This is a genomic window from Lysinibacillus sp. 10T31 (assembly GCF_056394365.1).
In genome coordinates, this window is record NZ_JBFTHS010000048.1 from 1 (window position 1) to 16,984 (window position 16,984).

Consider the following 16,984-nt stretch of genomic DNA (forward strand, 5'->3'; position numbering starts at 1 on the left):
CTTAAATGGTCAATGGTCAATGGCTAACGTCACTGCACCTTCCTCCGTCTCAATCAAAGACAATCCTTTTTTAATAGGACTCCAATACTCATATCCGCAGTCTTCCTGCCACATATATACCTCTGTGGTAAAAAGACCATCCTTACGCTTAATAATATGAACTTTATATTGATTACTCAGAGACAACATTTCTTTTAGCACTTGTTCCATTAGTTCACCATCTTTACTGGTAATAATGTGTATAGTATAGCATCTCTTGTTAAACTAAACTGCCACGTTAGCCATCCATGTAGCGCAAAACCAGTGCTACACCACAGAATATGAAAGATGATTAAGTTCTTTCATGGGAGTTGAAGAGCAGCAATTTGAAAATTGCCTAATTTAAAGAGCAAATTCATGTTAATTGTGAATTTGCTCTTCTTTTCAATGCTTCAAATAAAAATATCGAAGAGGACTGCATACTCAAACTCTCAAAACATATGTTGAGTTAACAGAATGTTCACAAAATCAAAAGGGGATGATTTAATGGATGCTCGAACTTTCAGACCTCGGAATGTGATTTGTATGACAATTGTCGTTTTTATATCGGTGTTAATTGGTTACGGTATATATATAAATTTTATTGATGTTCCCTTTCCATGACGGTCTTACTTCTTTAACTGACTTAACAAGAATTTTCGGTTGTCTAGTATGCGCTGATCTTTTGGCTTAAATTTACGTGCTACTTCATTATACTGATATGCATTTTCATAGAGACGCAAGCGATTGTATAACAAGCTTAGCTGTAGATGTGGAAGCCATGTGGAAAAAGCATGCTTGTGTATGGCCATTGTCTGTTCTATAGGTTGCTGTAATGCTTGTGAATACCAGTAAATAGCCTCTTTATTTTTCGATTGCTCCATAAAAAAATGACCGATTCGACAGCATGTTTCTGGTCTTGGTCGATCATATAATAATGATTGTAAAATAGCTTGTGTTGCTTGTTTTGGATCGTGTAGCTGTTGATAGCAATCCGCTAAATTTAAGCAAGCTTGAATTTGATCATCAGCAGAGCCTTTTGTGGAATCCAGGAAAATATTATAGTGATTGATTGCTTCTAAAAACCGCTGATGAATTTTGAGCTCATTTGCGTAATGAAATGTTTCTCTAGCTGAAAATGGGTGCCCTTCTTTCTTTAAACGCTCATAAATATTAATATTGCGATGAATATCACTTTTTCTTGGCAAATGTGTAACTGCTATATCGCTGTGATAGAGCTGGCCGGTTACATCTAAATACTCATGGACGGCACCCTGCCACTGAAAATTACGTGCACGTTTTACGAGGCGAAATCTTTTTTCACTTGATTCTACAGCCATCAGCATCCAGCGTTACATAATAATCCATGGAAACAGCATCGACATTAGGATGAAAAAGCGATTGTTTAAGTTGTAGGAACTTTTGCTGATGTTCTGTTGTGATCACATCATCTGCGTCGAGCCATAAAATAAAATCTTTTGTTGCTTGTTGAAAGGAAAAGTTACGAGCTTTGGCAAAGTCATCACACCAGGTAAAGTCGAAAATTCGAGAGGTATAGTTTCGGACGATATTTTTTGTACGATCAGTTGAGCCCGTATCAATAATATTGATTTCATCCACTAAATGTTGCACGGAGTCTAGGCATCTTTCAATAGTACATTCTTCATTTTTGACAATCATACATAAACTAATCGTAAACATCTGCCCCCTCCTTTTATTGTAATAATATATGCAAGCTTAAAAATTTATCGAGGTCTTTTACCATTTTATTGCCTTACTTTTTGAATTTATCGCTCAACTTTTATAATTTATCACTTAACTTTTGTGTTTTATCGACATAGATGCTTTTGGCATAACGAGGGGTTGATTTCCGTTCCGACTGGGCGCTTTGCCGCTGACGCTTCGCTTTCGCGCAGATAAAACATTTGTTGCTGTCGCTTCGCTTTCGCACAGATAAAACATTTGTTGCTGTCGCTTCGCTTTCGCACAGATAAAACATTTGTTGCTGCCGCTTCGCTTTCGCACAGATAAAACATTTGCCGCTGACGCTTCGCTTTCGCGCAGAGCAGAGCTTCCTGGGGGCGTCCGATGAGCCGCTTGGGCCAACACGATGTTGGTCACGAAGGCGTTATCACAGGATGTGATGCTCTTAGCCTTCGTTCCTCTGCCTGCTCGCTCCAGGGTCTCGGGCCAACACGATGTTGGTCACGAAGGCGTTATCACAGGACGTGATGGTTTTAGCCTTCGTTCCTCTGCCTGCTCGCTCCAGGGTCTCGGGCCAACACGATGTTGGTCACGAAGGCGTTATCACAGGACGTGATGGTTTTAGCCTTCGTTCCCCTATCGCTGATCCCCAAGGAATCGCCCAGCCTCCACTCCAATCAACCGCTTCACACAGCATATATTTTTTTGGATAATATCACAAAAATTTCAACTATAATAAAACAAAAAAAACGAACGCTGCACACGTTCGTTTCATTCTTATAAGTATTGTTCACGCCATTGTAGTTGTTCTTTTTCTGTGAGCTGTTGTTCTAGGTGCGAATCCCATTGATTTAACAGTGCGTTCCATATACGAACGAATAAAATATCTTGTTCTTTATCGTGAAGGACAAATTCAAGGCACGGGATATCATTGATTTGTTTAGCGTCTGTTTCAACAATTTTTGAAATTATTTTTTGAGAGGCTCCGGCTCCAGCAGCTTTTTCTTCATCCTCTTGCTGTAGCGCTTCTATTAACATCGCTTCTTCGAATTGCTCCTGCTTCTCAGCCTCTTCATCCACATATCGATATAGCTCTGGTAGATCATCGAATTCTTCTATATTGTCCTCGTCGACAGCAAGAAATGCAAGATGGCATGGGCTATAGTAAAGGTTAGCCATTTCTACATCTAGCTCCTCTTCGAAGATGCCACGTTCCAGTTGCTGCTGTCCTTTAGAGGTTAATCTATAGAAGCTTTCCGTTTGCTCAATAAGATTTACTCGAGACATTAACGATACTAAATCCTCAATAAATAACGGATCGACTAGCAATAACTCACTCAATTCCTGTGCATTTGCGAAATCTGCTTCCTGTATGCTCATTAACAGCATTGTCATCAAGACATCCATAGTGGAACGACGAACTGGCTCATAGGTCACTTCTACTGTTCGAATTGGGATGCACCATTCATCGGTTTTGACGATTTTAATATTTCGATTTTGCTGAATTTCACGCATTAAGCGCTGCTGTAATTTTGACAATCTACATCACCTGTCCTTCATGATTACGCAAGCCGTTGTAGGATTTTACTGTCTCTAACAGATTGCTGTACATCTCTCGTGTATCTGGATGCTTCGCACGTTTGGCAAACATCTCAGCACTTCCGACAAGTAGTAATAATTCTCGTGCACGAGATAAGGCAACGTTTAAGCGGCGATAATCTCTTGCAAAGCCAACGTCTCCTCCTTTAGGCGTATTACGTACCATACTAACTAATATGACGTCCATCTCCATACCTTGGAACTTATCGACTGTCCCGGTTCTAAATTGAAGATGTGGTAGCTGTAATTCCTGTTGCAGAATGCGATTGATTTTCTTTACTTGCTCCCCATAGAAGCTAATTACTCCAACACTTTTTTGTACATCCTGAGGTATGCGCCCAGCTGCTTTAGCTTCAATAACAGCCTTGTTCATATCTATTAAAATTCGACGAATTGTTTGTAATTCACCCTCATTATAACGACTCGTTCCACCCTTTACCTGCTCCTCTAAATAAGGTTTTTCAGTTGGAATATCAACCCATAATAAATGATCATCACGGTTAACAAATTGGCCTTCTAGGCAATGGTCTCGTGCTGCATCTGAATCTGGTAAACCACATTGCAGACCATTTTCCTCTTTCGCGTAAAACGGTGTAATACTGTGCATAATTTTCTCATGCATTCGGTATTGTAATGCCAGCATTTGCTTATGAGTATGCGGTAAATTATTAAATAAGCGTTCAAACAGTGATTCACGCAGTAAATTTTTCAACTCCTGAGCGCCGTCAAAGTTTGGATTTTCATCGAGCATCGCCTTTAACGTTTCCTCCAACGTATCATCTCCAAGTAATGGAGGTAGCTGATGATGATCGCCTACTAAAATAACTTTCTTACCTTTAAGCATTGGCAATAATAGCTCTGGTGGTGTCGCCTTTGATACTTCATCAATAATGACAACATCAAATGTCGGGTAGTTCTCCATAAATTCCTTACTTGCCGAAGCAACGCATGTTGTACCGATAACATTCGCATGACGCACATATAATTTACGAATTTCATCTAAATCATATTCAGTAGCGTTTTGTAGCTTGTCTCGCCATTGCTCTTGTATTTTTTTTCGAAGAGGTAGCTGCTGTTCCTTACGCTGTAATTCCACAATTGCTGTTTTCGAAGATGCAATTGATTCCTCTACCTCTTCGTAAGTGCGCTCCGGTGTTGATTGAAGAAGCTTTGTGCAAGCTGTGAGCTGCTTCTCCTTCTTCAATCCAGCTATATTAATTTCTTTTATATTTTCTTCTAATTGTGTTAGCTGTTGTTCAATCTCTTGTAAGCTAGTCTGCGCTGTTTGAAGTGCCGCTTTCTTCGGTAGGAGCTGTGTATTAGCATGCTCTACTGCCTCAAGCTGTTGACGTGCTGTTTGAAGAGAAGATTTCGATTGTGACACAAGCATTTTTAAATGCTCTACAGACTCTTCTGGCTCCGCATCAATTTGGAATGCCTCAGCTAGCTGCTGAAGTCGTTCTGTATGTTGTAAAAATGGCTGCAATTGTCGCTGTAAGCTTTGAACGTCAAAGCTAGTAATCGCGCATTCTTGATGTATTAAACCGCCAATACCTTTACGCAAGGACTCAAACTCCTGATCTTTATGATCTTGTTGTTGTTTAAGAGCTACACCTTTTTGCCAGACAAAATCACGGCGCATATATAATCCGAGCAAGAAACTCTCAATTTGCTCGGTAGGTGGTGTTTGATCATCTTGAAAGGCTGTATTGAGCTGTGCAAAAACACCTGTTAGATTTTGCAACGAAAACGATTGAACTGACTGCACTCTACTTTTAGCAAGCGCACTTTCTTTTTCTTCATCAGATACTAATGATTCAAGCTTTGCGATAGCTTTTTGTAAACGTGAATTAATGGTTGCCCATGCCTCTAAATCTTTGGCATCCTCTAAATGCTGCAAACGACTAATTTGCTGTGACAGCACATAGGATGGGCGAATTTGATAATGCTGTAAAAATCGTTGGATTCGCTCATAGGACGATAAATTACTAATATATTGTTCGGCTTCCTTCATTAATCGAAGACGATTGTTTTCCTCTTCATATTTCGATTGGATATCTTTGAACTGCAGTGCTAGATGTTGCTTTTGCTCTTGCAGCTCCTTATATTGAGCAGCAGCTTCCAATTGCTCAATTTTTTGAGTAGTTTCTTCTATAGTAAGCTTTAGTTGCTCTATAGATGGGCTTTCAGCAAGGGTTTGCTCAAGCGACTTTACAGCAGGCTCAATTTGCGCCAGCTGTTTTTCGTAATGCTCTTTATGTGCCTCGTTCTCCTGCTGCTCAGTTTTTGCAGCCTTTAATTCTTTCTTTAACGTTTGTATTTCCTGCTGTAAAATTGGCTCGTCAATCGCAGCCTGTTCTTTTGCAGCAATTTCCTTTGTTAGCTCCTCAAGCCATGCCTCCAGCTTTTCTAGCTCTTCCTCAGCCTTGGTAATACTTGATTTTAGTTCTTGTTCACGTTCTGTAAAGGCTGTAATTTCCTCTTCGATCGCTGTGAGAGTTTGCTCACGCCAATAAAGCGCAACATTTTCTTCAATAAATTTTTTACCCTCTTCTTCAATGCTTTCCGTTCTACCATAGCGTAAAATTCGAATTTCTTGATTGGAAAGAAGTCGTCCTAAAGCATTATCCACGGCTAGATTTGATTGAGAAGCTACGAGTGTTTTTAAGCCCGCCTTGACATTTTGCTGACAAATTTCAGAAATAACGGTTGTCTTCCCTGTGCCAGGAGGTCCTTGAATCACATACAAATCTTCAACAGACAATGCGCCTAAAACAGCCCGTCTTTGATATTCGTTTAAATTATTGTGAAAAACAATATCCTCTCGAAGCTTTGATGCTCGGACAGTTGGGCGTTTTTCAAATAGTATTGTCTCTAAATTGGGATTAACTGCCTCGCCTTTTTCAAGCTTTGTAAAACCATTGCGTAATCGTCTAATTTGGCTCAATGTCGCAAAATTACTAAAGCTTGCTTGCCTTGAACGGAGGTTAAGTTGATCTTTACGTGCTAAATCCTGCACAAAAGGCTTTAAGTCAATTTCTATTGTCTGCTTCCCTGCATTAGCCTTTAATACTTGTCCAATTTCACCGCGTACCCCTTGAATGCTCACACTTAACCCTTCAAGCTTCTTCCATTCCTTCGATTTTATATAAGGGCAGACAATTGTCAGCCTAGTAAAATCTTCATTAAAATAGCTTTGCTTAAACTCTGTATGAATATCATCAATAGTCGCGTCACGTTCTTGAATTCTTAAAAAGCCTTCCCAGCTCGAGATACGCTTTTTCACATATTCTGTGCGCTCCTCGGCTATTGGTAGCCCTCTTATTTTTGAATGAAGATCAAGCGGAATCCCTGCTCCATTATTAGGTCTTGTAACAAATTGTAATGCTGCTGGTAAGCGTCGGTTTGTATTGATTGGACCTCGCATATGTACAAAACGAATATTTGTAGCTAGCAAACCTTCAACCTTTAGCACACAATCCATAATGGCTGTTTTCTCAGCAAGGACGTCGGTTAACTTTTCATTTTGCTCCGCATTAAAATAAATCGATAAAAATGTTTCACCAACTGTTTTTGCTTTGCGCTTTTCGATATAGACGGTGAATGTTTTTTGTAAGGCAAAAAAGGCATGCTCATTTGCTGAGCATTCCTCTACTGCTTCCCTCGCCTTATTAGTCAATATTAGACTACAGCGTTGTTTTTCTAGTATAGCGATGTCCTGCATGAGCAGCCCTCCCTTCCGTTTCACTAAAAATATATTTTATCACATCGTAAAAGAATACTTCAATTATGCCTCGGCATAATTGCGTCCGGAGGCTTTAACTTCTTTCAGCGGGTGTTTGGACACCTGCTGAAAGAAGTTAAAAAGAAAAATCCCCTGCACAGTGATTTCTTTCCACTGCACAAGGGATAAATTATATTTTAATGTTGATCAATCGGTTCTTTCGGCAATGTTTTGCTCATTTCACAATACTGCACAAAAACACGAGCCAATTCACGTAAACGATTATGAACATCTTCGTCGACAATATTATTATCTGCATCGAAGTGAGATGTGTGTGTGTATACATAGTTCGGCGTTACAAGTGCACGGAAGTAGTCTAAAATTGGTTTCAACTGATTTTCTACTACTAAATGGTGCTGATACGTACCACCATTTGCCACAATCGATACTGGCTTATAGCGCATTGTTTTCGGATGCAAGAAGTCAAATGCATTTTTTAAAACGCCTGGAATCGATGCTTGGAAAATCGGTGTAGCGATAATATATGCATCCGCTTCCTCGAACTTTTGAATCATTTCCTTCATGTCATCATTTAACGGTGAACCGTCTACAATTTGATGCTTATATTGACTAAAATGCATAATTTCTAACTCGAAACTTGCATCTAATTCTTTAATATATTGCTCCACTTGCTCTAAAATAGCACCGGTTTTACGACCAAACATTGTGCCATCAACGAGTAAAATTTTCATGTTCACTTTGCCTCCACATTCATTTCTACAATAATATTGTAACAAATGAAAAGAGGCACGGAAAGAATTGTAGTGGATAAAACCGTAAATTCAGTCTTTAGGCGGAACGTAGTCTACACAAGAAATATGCTTTCGAAGAGACTTTGGCATTTTGATTACTTGTTATTAAAATAATATTTTCACAAATGAATTTGTTACCACTGAGAAGACGCTGATTTTCGCTACGGGCTAATTTCTTTCCTACATATTAAGTTGATTGGAGTGGAGGCTGGGCGACTCCTTGGGGATCAGCGTCACAGATGAGACCCTGCAGCGAGCAACGCGAGTGAAGCGGCTCATCGGACGCCCCCAGGAAAGCGCCCAGCCGGAACGGAAATCAACTCCACGTTATGATGATGGACCTTTATTTATCCTCACGACGTTGGAATTTTACTTCTTTATCTACAACCGTTTCCTCTATTTTATATTTATCTCGATTAATAACGACTTCACGATTTACTTTATCTCCTTCATCGCTAGCACCCGATAATTTGCGTTTATCCCAATTAAATAATTGCTCCCTTGAGACATCATCATCCTGTGTTTCAGGGAAATCTAACTTAACCAATTCCTGAGAAGGATAAATTGTAACTGGCTGTTTATCGCCGTACAGCGCAATAACGATCATCGCCTTGGCAACCTGGGAAGCTTCTATAGCTCTTGAACGCTTTAATGGCCCAACTAATAACGGCTTTATAAGCTTTAAAGCTTTCTCTCCCGCCCTTTCACCTAAGCGAAATTCCTCTCTATCGCCAACCAGTAAAGATGGACGAATAATTGAAAGTCTCTGTAAACCTAGCTCCATAAGGTCATGTTCAAGCTTTCCTTTTACTCGATTATAGTAAAAGGGTGAACTTTCATTCGCCCCCATTGCTGTAATGACTAGCATATGTGGGATTCCTCGATTTTTTGCCAATGAGGCAATCGTTAGCGGATATTCAAAATCAACTTTCTCAAATTCCTCACGAGATCCCGCCTTTTTAATAGTTGTTCCTAAACAACAATAAAGCTCATGTGCAAATTCGATATCTTTTTCCTCTAAAGTATCAAAATTACGAATTTTCACTTCTAGCTTTGGATGCGTAAATGCTAGCGCTCTTCGTGCAATAACCGTAACTGAAACATATTCATCATTTTCACATAATTGTTCTACAAGAGAAGTACCTGTTAATCCAGTAGCCCCTACAACAATCGCTGCGCGCATTCCCATTGGTTGTACCCCCTTCTATGCTCATTTGCTCCAGAAGTTTCACTGCCGGAACAAAAGATTTGCTGAAAAACTGTAACAATCCTATATATCTTCTTGCAAACTCTACTTTATTTATCGGTCAAAGAAAGAGCTCTTACTCATTTAATTTTAGTTTTTTATCAATTATGCCTCGGCGAAATTGATTTATTAATCCTAATTTTTTACACATACTTGCCCATCATTCACCATAGTTTAAATAGACGGATGAAAGGATGGGATACATTTGCAAAACGAAATTCAAACAACGGAACTAAAAAAGACGATTGTTTTCATTATTGAAAGCTGCATCGATAAAGGGCTGTATCCTTTTGAACGGGTGGCAACGCTGGCAAAGCTACTTACAAATGAAAAAGTTTTCATATTTGTAAAGACCCCTTCAAATGATGGGATTCAAATTTTAATGAATGAAAATCTCTCGCCAATCTTATTTGAACATTTCGATGAGCTACCAAAGCAAATGAAAGGTATTCAGCCTGATTTAATTGTAAGAGATGGCCGTAACTCTGAAAGCTGGCAAGTACAAAATTTACGACCGTTCTGCAAAACAATCATTCATTTTGATGATTTGGGTGAGGGTGGCCAAGCCTGTGACTGTGTATTGCTAGCACTCTATCAAGAAGTTAAAGATTATTTACCATCTCATTATATTGGCGGTAGTTTCAACTTCGCATTACCGCAAGCTTTTCAGAATTTTGATGATAGACCAGACAGTAAAATGCCTGAAAACCCACCTCATATTGTTGTTGCTTTTGAGGATGGGGACGAGCATAACTTAACCTACCGTACTCTTCGACACTTAACGCAGCTACAAATTCCACTACAAATTACAGTGATGATTGATGATAGCTATCGACACGCAACAGATGATTTGCAAATGATGGTGCTTAGTCGTAGAAACACAGCTATTCTTCGTGATAAAAACGCACTCCTAAAACTATTACCAAAAGCAGATGTTATTATTTGTAATGCTAACTATACACCTTATAAAATTGCCTCTTATGGTGTACCTTGTATTACTCTTGCACAAACTGAGGCTGAGCTATTACATGCCTTCCCTCGCGAACAGAACGGCTTTATTCACCTTGGACTAGGTCGCAAAATGAAGCAATCACAAATTCAAAACGCTGTCATGGAATTTTTATTACATGAGGCCCGAAGCGAACGAGCTGTTAAAAAACAACGACAGCTCAATCTAATAAGTAACAATGAAGCTCTACAGTCCTTGCTTTTAGATTTCGCTTACGATCGACATAATATCGCTTCTACTTAGTGATTCTTTGAAGGTGGATATGATACAATATAAAAGAATTTTTCACTTTCGCTTATCTTTCATTTTAAGAAGTGAATTCAAGCAACATAAGTACCCGATTGATAGTAACTAATAAGCGGTGGGGGATAAAAAAACCTCCATCGCTTTAACTTCTTTCAGCGGGTATTTGAGTACCCGCTGAAAGAAGTTAAAGCCTCCGGCGGATGTCACGAAATCGAAAAGGAGTTCTTTGTGCCAGCACAAAGCCGATTCCGGACGCAATTATGCCGAGGCATAATTGATACGCATTCATTATACAAATAAACACATAAAGGAGTAATCATCATGCCATCAAAAAGTGATATTGAATATCAAATTAGAGAGCTAAAAATGGATTATATGAATTTACAGGGCGACATCGAAAAGCTTGAATCTACAGGTCATAATGATCAAGTAGCAAAAGCAGAGCAACGCCTTGCAAATATGGAAGCAACGCTAGCGGAATTAAATAAACAATTGGCTGAACTATAAAAATGATATTAGCGGTCATAAAAAAGCTGAGGCCGCTATCTCGGAGGAACATATATGGCAATATTAACAGTTGAAAATTTAGGTCATTCTTTCGGTGACCGCACACTTTTTAAAGATGTCTCTTTTCGCCTAGTTGAAGGTGATCATATTGGTCTTGTAGGTGCAAACGGTGTTGGTAAGTCAACATTAATGGGCATCATTACGGGCCAAGCAATCCACGATACTGGTAAAGTTGAATGGCTTCCAGGAACACATTACGGCTATTTAGATCAGCACACGGTATTGACAGCTGGTCGAACTATGCGTGATGCATTACGTGACGCCTTTCTTCCTTTATATAAAAAAGAAGAAGAGCTTAATGAAATAACAGGAAAAATGGCTGAAGCAACACCTGAAGAATTAGAAGTTTTACTAGAGCAAATGGCTGAGGTGCAAGATGCTCTGGATGCAGGGGATTTCTATTCTCTTGATATGAAAATTGAAGAGGTTGCACGCGGTCTTGGTCTTGATGCAATTGGCTTAGAACGTGATGTTGCTGCCCTTTCCGGTGGTCAACGTACAAAGGTTTTACTAGCTAAGCTATTACTTGAAAAACCAAAAGTATTATTACTAGATGAGCCGACAAACTATCTTGATGAAGAGCATATTACATGGTTGAAAAACTATTTAAAGAACTATCCACACGCTTTCTTATTAATTTCGCACGATACCGAGTTTATGAACAACACGGTGGATGTTATCTTCCAACTAGAATTTTCAAAACTAACTCGCTATACAGCGACATATGAAAAGTTTTTAGAGCTTGCTGAAATCAATAAACGCCAGCATATCGATGCTTATGAAAAACAACAGGAATTCATTAAAAAACAAGAAGATTTTATCGCGAAAAATAAAGCTCGCTACTCAACTACTGGTCGTGCAAAATCTCGCGCTAAACAGCTTGACCGTTTAGAGCGTATCGATCGTCCTGAAACAGCTGTAAAACCTGAATTCGGCTTTAAAGAGGCACGTTCTTCAAGTCGTTATGTAGTAGAGGCTGAAAACTTAGTCATTGGCTACGACAAGGACAAGCCGTTACTTCCCCCACTTACATTTGAGATTGAACGTGGAGAAAAAATTGCCCTAGTCGGTATGAACGGTGTCGGTAAATCAACATTATTAAAAACAATGTTAGGCAAAATAAATCCGCTAGATGGAAAAGTAATTCGTGGTGACTATCTTTACCCATCTTACTTCGAACAAGAAGTAAAAGCTGAAAAAATTACGCCTATTGATGATGTATGGAATGCCTTCCCTTCTATGGAGCAAGCACAAGTACGTGCAGCATTAGCACGTGCAGGACTAAAAACGGAGCATATTACTCGCCCACTTAATTCTTTATCTGGTGGTGAGCAAGCAAAGGTTCGTTTATGTAAGCTCATGATGGATGAAGCAAACTGGCTTCTATTTGACGAACCAACAAACCACTTGGATGTCGATGCAAAAGATGAGCTAAAACGTGCCATGAAAGAATTTAAAGGCACAATCGTACTAGTAAGCCATGAACCTGATTTCTATGAAGGTTTAGCAACAAAAGTTTGGAATGTCCAAGACTGGTTTACTTCAGGACAACAAAACTAAAAATAATATCAATATGGGCAGTTACCGATGTGATTCATGAATCACTCGGGGCTGCCTTTTTTTGTGCCTTGAGTGTGGGTAGTATCAATTTGGCGGTTCTATGAGCTACATGAGTGGTTTTTTGGTCTACCTGAGCAGTTCCCTGGCCTACCCGAGCAGTTTCTTCGTCTACCTGATCAGTTTCTTGGCCTACCCGATCAGTTTCTTGGTCTACCCGATCAGTTTCTTGGTCTACCCGATCAGTTTCTTGGCCAACCCGATCAGTTTCCTGACCTACCTGATCGGTTTCTTCGTCTACCCGATCAGTTCCTTGTCCAACTCGATCAGTTCTCTGACCTACCTGAGCAGTTCCTTGACCTATCCAAGCTTTTGAAAGCAACTCTCTTCTCGACCTCAAATAAAAATTTATTTATCTATGCATAAAAGCCTGCATTAAATCATATTAATAATCAGTGGATTAACAATATATCTATCTCGTTTAAATCAGACTATTTCTCTCTATATTAGAACAGCTCTATTTAGTCTATAATCTTCTATTATTAATATTGAATAAACTTACATCATTGTAAGCTGAATTTGTGAAACTTTTCTCTCTTCTATGCGTATATTTTAGTGTAGAAAAAAATATTCACTTCTGTTTAAAATTTTTCAAATAACTATTGATTTATATATAGCTTACTAGTAAGATATATGTATAACCTAATTAACTTACTAATAAGATATATATTAAATATAATCCTAAAAAAGAAAGCGGGGAATGAAGAATGACAGTTACAATTTATTCACAAGCGAGCTGTTCTTCATCCAGAAAAGCATTAAAATGGTTAAAAGATCACAAAATCGAATATAAAGAAAAACGTATTACGTCACATCCACTAACACTTGCTGAATTTAAAGAAATTTTAAGCATGACAGAAGATGGAACAGACGAAATTATTGCAACTAACTCAAATGATTTTAAAAACTTAAATGTTGATATTGATCAGCTCTCTATTCAAGAGTTGTTTGCCATCATCCAAGCTCACCCAAGAATGTTACGAAGCCCAATCTTAATTGATGAAAAACGTATTCAAGTTGGGTACAATGAGATGGACATTCGCCGTTTTATTCCACGCAGAGTACGTGCTTATGAGTTAAACGCGATGACAAGATTGGCACAAGAAAGTTAAAACAGTTTTGGAGTTGACCTTATATGGATCAAGAAAAAGAAAGAGCCATTACCTCGTTGTTTGAAGTAGTATCTTCCATTGAGCGTAAGTGGGCAAACGAGTGGAATAATCATAATGTACTCGGCTTTTCAAAATCCCATATTTTAATTTTAGACTATTTATCGCAGGAGGGACCAAAGCGCCCTTCTGCCATTGCTGATCGGTTAAAAGTGACGACAGGTGGTGTCACTGTTTTAACAAGTAAGCTCATTAATGCTGGCTTTATTGAAAAAACACAGCATGCAACAGATCGACGAGCATCCCAATTGAAAATTACAGCTGATGGCGAAGATATTTTAGAAGATTCCCGTCAGCAAGTTAGCGAACTTATACACAATATGTTTGGTATGCTGTCTGCCGATGAAGTACAAACATTACGTGATATTTTTGCAAAATTACTCAACGTTGAACCTAATCGACATGAGTAAAAGCTTCATTTTCACACCGTAAAAAGTTAGACATGCATCTAACTTTTTACGGTGTTTTTCTTTTTGGGCGAGTTTACGGTAACTCCCCCACCCCTGTGTACATAACACATCCCTGTCTTCGTTAGTCCGTTTATTCGCTCTTTCTTACATCCATTATCCTATAACTGTGTTTGGCGCTTTCACGTCTTCCGGAATGCCACATTCATACTGTTTTCCAGCTCTTAAATTCGTAAATTCCGCCTTCGCTTTTTTAATAACATCTGGATCTAGTAAGGAATCAAGTGCAGCTCCTGCCATCGCTTTTGCCGCATAATGCATCCCTTTCATGCCAAGTGAAGATCCAAAAGCTGCAGTTGCTTGCCAAGTATGCACTTGGACGCCATATGGAGCACAAGTTGTAAATACTTGACCAAGTGGCGCAATCCACGAAACATCCCCTAAATCGCTAGAACCTTGCATGGATTGGCGAAAAGTTTGTGGAATATGAAATACCCTCTCCGGCAATACCTCATTACTTATTTCATTTGGTACAAAAGATTGTTGGGCGGTACCTGCAAGAACAGAAGGATCTAATGAAGCCTGTAGCGATTTTGCAAAAGTGTGCTCATCCTCTGTAAAGGATAATGGCGGTAGCTCGTTCCATTGCGCCCGCATTTGCTCATTTAATGTGAGATTCGGTAATGTATCGTAACACCCTGCCTTCAGCTCCCAATGCAATTCTGTTTCGGTCATCATCGCTGCCCCTTTTGCCACCTTAATGAGTCTGCGTTCTAAATCTTTGACAGCATCACGATTTGCTCCACGTAGGTAATAATAGACACTTGCTTTATCTGGAACAATATTTGGAGCTAAGCCACCATTAGTAATTTGATAATGAATACGAGAACCGTCTGGCACATGCTCACGTAAATAATTGGCTCCGACATTTGTTAATTCAACAGCATCAAGCGCACTTCTCCCTAGATGTGGCGCGCTAGCAGCATGTGCAGTGCGACCTGAAAAATAAAATTCAATGGCAGTAAGTGCTTGCATAGAGAAGTTCGCTGTCACGTTAAACGTCCATGGATGCCACGTATAAACAACATCTAAATCATCAAAAACACCGGCCCGTGCCATATACGATTTTCCAGATAACAATTCCTCTGCTGGGCATCCATAATAGCGAATCGTCCCTTGTAAATTGTTAAGCGTCATCGCTTCTTTTAAGGCAACTACAGCTTCTACACCAGCCGTTCCTAATAAATTGTGACCACAACCATGACCAGGTGCCCCCTCCTCCACTGGCGAGTATAGTGAACTAACGTGCTGTGATAATCCAGGAAGTGCATCAAATTCTCCTAGAAACCCAATAATTGGACTACCACTACCCCACTGTGCGTAAAATGCTGTATGTACGCCATCAATCGGCGTAACAATTTCAAACCCTTCTTTTTTTAGGAATTCCTGTTGCAGTGAAGACGCAAATGTTTCTTCATAGCCTAGCTGAGGATTGTCCCAAATTTGCTTTGCCATATGACTGAAAGTTTCTTCATATAATTGCATCCAATCAAATAATTGCTGTTTCATAGTTAGTATCCCTCCACAGATTTTATATTTGTTTGTTGCTGATGATTAACTGGTAAAGTAACAGCGATTACAGCAGCGATGACACACATAATGGCTAAAAATATAAACGATGTTTTAAAAGAACCGCCCGAAGCATTAATTAAATAACCCATAATTGTTGGAGAAATAATCCCAGCTGCTTGTCCACCAAAATTTACGAGGCCAAAAGCTGTTCCAACATTTTGTTGATTGACAACACGGTGTGGCGTTGTAAATATAAACGAGGCCATAAAAGATACGAATATAAAGGCGATTGATTGATACGTAATAGCTAGTGCTGCAGAAGCAGCTGTAGACATGAGATATAAACAAACAGCTAGCACAACTGCTCCGAAAATCACGCCATATTTCGAGCGCCCTCCTAGCTTTGTGATGATACGCCCACTTATAATCATTCCAATCATTCCAAAAATGGCTGGTATGGCAGCGATGAATCCGACATTTTTTAAATCTAAACCATGCACTTGCATTAAATATGTTGGCATCCATGAGTTTAATCCCCAGTTTGCAATATTAATAAAAAAGAAAACCAGAAGTACACGCATTAAATAAGTATTTTTTAATACTTTCCTAAAAGAGCCCTTCTCTTCGTTTTCCTTTCGCTCCTCTGAGATAAATGTTTGTGCATTTTTCGTACTCCACAAAAGAGCAATCACAAAAATTAGTCCTAAACCGGAAATTAAGAAAAATACATTGCGCCAATCCATTACTAATAATAGAGGAGCACAAATAATAGGAGCGATTGCACCACCTATCATATTGGATGACATCATTGTCGCTTGAGACTTTGTACGTTGTTCTTTCTGAAAATATATAGAGATTGCTTTCGTACTTGCGGCAGGATATCCACCTTCTCCAATACCAAATAAAAATCGAATTAAGAGCAGTGAAGTGAGTGACCAAGCTAGTCCTGTGAATGCTGTGAAAACTGACCAAAAAATAACTGCACCAACTAATAATTTAATCGTTCCGTACTTATCCGTTAGCCATCCACCAGGAATTTGCATCGCAGCATATCCAAAGAAGAAAGCACTTAAAACAAATCCCAGCTCAGTAGCTGATAAGGACAAATCTTTGCCAATACTAATTAAAGCTAGGCTAATAGCGGTCCGATCAATGTAAGAAACCATCCATCCAAAGAATAAAACGCCTAAAATTAAATTACTGCGGTTTTTCTGTTCGACATTCATAATTCCACCCCTTTCGTTAAATTATCTAAATATTAAGAAAAATAAAGGACGAAATCATTAGAATATCT

Annotated in this window: 14 protein-coding genes and 1 pseudogene; 6 read left to right on the forward strand and 9 right to left on the reverse strand. The window is 39.1% G+C overall.

The annotated features are described in order from the left end of the window. Positions 1-9: 9 nt before the first annotated feature. The 7 genes and pseudogenes from AC1DCY_RS21630 to AC1DCY_RS21660 form a co-directional block, all read right to left on the reverse strand. On the reverse strand, positions 10-210 hold the full coding sequence (locus tag AC1DCY_RS21630; protein WP_477353462.1) for a hypothetical protein: 201 nt from the start codon (positions 208-210) through the stop codon (positions 10-12). A 437-nt stretch (positions 211-647) separates the two neighbouring features. Then, positions 648-1,719, reverse strand: a pseudogene (locus tag AC1DCY_RS21635) (glycosyltransferase family 2 protein). A gap of 114 nt (positions 1,720-1,833) precedes the next feature. Beyond that, positions 1,834-2,139: a hypothetical protein gene (locus AC1DCY_RS21640; RefSeq protein WP_477353463.1), complete on the reverse strand. Its 306-nt coding sequence runs from the start codon at positions 2,137-2,139 to the stop codon at positions 1,834-1,836. 360 nt (positions 2,140-2,499) lie between these two features. Then, positions 2,500-3,261 carry a hypothetical protein gene (locus AC1DCY_RS21645; protein ID WP_477353464.1) on the reverse strand — a complete coding sequence of 254 codons (762 nt, stop codon included), beginning with the start codon at positions 3,259-3,261 and terminating at the stop codon, positions 2,500-2,502. A 1-nt stretch (position 3,262) separates the two neighbouring features. After that, positions 3,263-7,045, reverse strand: coding sequence for a DEAD/DEAH box helicase (locus tag AC1DCY_RS21650; protein ID WP_477353465.1), 3,783 nt, complete (start codon positions 7,043-7,045; stop codon positions 3,263-3,265). A gap of 197 nt (positions 7,046-7,242) precedes the next feature. Next, the gene (locus tag AC1DCY_RS21655; protein ID WP_049667893.1) at positions 7,243-7,797 is read right to left on the reverse strand and encodes an NADPH-dependent FMN reductase; all 555 of its coding nucleotides are present in this window, start codon (positions 7,795-7,797) and stop codon (positions 7,243-7,245) included. A 403-nt stretch (positions 7,798-8,200) separates the two neighbouring features. Continuing rightward, entirely contained in the window at positions 8,201-9,046 is an 846-nt protein-coding gene (locus AC1DCY_RS21660) for an NAD(P)H-binding protein (RefSeq protein WP_477353466.1), read from the reverse strand. A gap of 262 nt (positions 9,047-9,308) precedes the next feature. On the opposite strand from AC1DCY_RS21660, the gene AC1DCY_RS21665 reads away from it, so the two are divergent. From AC1DCY_RS21665 to AC1DCY_RS21690, 6 genes are all read left to right on the forward strand, one after another. After that, entirely contained in the window at positions 9,309-10,355 is a 1,047-nt protein-coding gene (locus tag AC1DCY_RS21665; RefSeq protein ID WP_477353467.1) for a PseG/SpsG family protein, read from the forward strand. 324 nt (positions 10,356-10,679) lie between these two features. Beyond that, positions 10,680-10,865, forward strand: a complete 186-nt coding sequence (locus tag AC1DCY_RS21670) for an SE1832 family protein (protein WP_049667890.1) — start codon at positions 10,680-10,682, stop codon at positions 10,863-10,865. Positions 10,866-10,919: 54 nt separating this feature from the next. Further along, positions 10,920-12,485, forward strand: a complete 1,566-nt coding sequence (locus AC1DCY_RS21675; protein WP_477353468.1) for an ABC-F family ATP-binding cassette domain-containing protein — start codon at positions 10,920-10,922, stop codon at positions 12,483-12,485. 100 nt (positions 12,486-12,585) lie between these two features. Beyond that, positions 12,586-12,858, forward strand: a complete 273-nt coding sequence (locus tag AC1DCY_RS21680) for a hypothetical protein (RefSeq protein WP_477353469.1) — start codon at positions 12,586-12,588, stop codon at positions 12,856-12,858. A 391-nt stretch (positions 12,859-13,249) separates the two neighbouring features. Beyond that, positions 13,250-13,654, forward strand: coding sequence for a transcriptional regulator Spx (spx, locus tag AC1DCY_RS21685; protein ID WP_053484570.1), 405 nt, complete (start codon positions 13,250-13,252; stop codon positions 13,652-13,654). A gap of 23 nt (positions 13,655-13,677) precedes the next feature. Continuing rightward, entirely contained in the window at positions 13,678-14,121 is a 444-nt protein-coding gene (locus tag AC1DCY_RS21690; RefSeq protein WP_477353470.1) for a MarR family winged helix-turn-helix transcriptional regulator, read from the forward strand. Between the two features lie 153 nt (positions 14,122-14,274). Here AC1DCY_RS21690 and AC1DCY_RS21695 read toward each other — a convergent pair whose 3' ends face one another. Next, positions 14,275-15,687, reverse strand: a complete 1,413-nt coding sequence (locus AC1DCY_RS21695) for an amidohydrolase (protein ID WP_477353471.1) — start codon at positions 15,685-15,687, stop codon at positions 14,275-14,277. A gap of 2 nt (positions 15,688-15,689) precedes the next feature. Further along, positions 15,690-16,916: an MFS transporter gene (locus tag AC1DCY_RS21700; RefSeq protein WP_477353472.1), complete on the reverse strand. Its 1,227-nt coding sequence runs from the start codon at positions 16,914-16,916 to the stop codon at positions 15,690-15,692. Positions 16,917-16,984: the final 68 nt, after the last annotated feature.